The sequence below is a fragment of the Acidimicrobiales bacterium genome (genome assembly GCA_030747595.1).
In the GTDB taxonomy this organism is placed as follows: domain Bacteria; phylum Actinomycetota; class Acidimicrobiia; order Acidimicrobiales; family MedAcidi-G1; genus UBA9410.
In genome coordinates this window covers 1-905 of the sequence record JASLKK010000043.1, presented here as the reverse complement: position 1 = coordinate 905, position 905 = coordinate 1, and the positions used below count along the sequence as shown (strand labels likewise).

Genomic DNA, 905 nt, shown 5'->3' with positions numbered 1-905 from the left:
CTCCGTGAAGATGCGGAGTTCGCGTAGTTAGACGGAAAGACCCCGTGCACCTTTACTGCAACTTTACATTGGTGTTAGGAAAAACATATTTAGCATAGGAGGGAGACATTGAAGCAAAGGCGTCAGCTTTTGTGGAGTCACCAGTGAAATACCTCTTTTGTTTTTCTTGGCATCTAACTGATTGCCGTTATCCGGCATCAAGACATTGTATGGTGGGTAGTTTGACTGGGGCGGTCGCCTCCCAAATAGTAACGGAGGCGTGCGAAGGTAAGCTCAGAACGGTCAGAAATCGTTCGTAGAGTGCAATGGCATAAGCCTGCCTGACTGCGAGACTGACAAGTCGAGCAGAGTCGAAAGACGGTCATAGTGATCCGGTGGTTCTGAGTGGAAGGGCCATCGCTCAACGGATAAAAGGTACGCCGGGGATAACAGGCTGATACCCTCCAAGAGTCCATATCGACGAGGGTGTTTGGCACCTCGATGTCGGCTCATCACATCCTGGGGCTGAGGTTCAGAACGTCGTGAGACAGTTCGGTCCCTATCTGCCATGGGTGTAGAAGAATTGAGAGGAGTTGTCCCTAGTACGAGAGGACCGGGATGAACATACCACTGGTGGACCGGTTGTAGCGCCAGCTGCAGTGCCGGGTAGCTAAGTATGGACGAGATAACCGCTGAAAGCATCTAAGTGGGAAACCCACCTCAAAACTAGTTCTTCCTATAGAGCCGTAGTAGACCACTACGTTGATAGGCTGGGTGTGGAAGTGCGGTAACGCATGTAGCTGACCAGTACTAATAGCTCAATTGGCTTGATTTATGCACTGAAAAAAATTTTTAGTTGATATTTGTTTTATTCAAAATTTGAATTGATGTTAAATAGTATTAAACTTTAATAATTTTGTCTTTAA

Annotated in this window: 1 rRNA gene; it reads left to right on the top strand. The window is 47.1% G+C overall.

What is annotated here, in order from left to right:
- A 23S ribosomal RNA gene (locus QF777_11945) occupies positions 1 to 814 on the top strand; the annotation flags it as partial.
- Between the last annotated feature and the right edge of the window lie 91 nt (positions 815 to 905).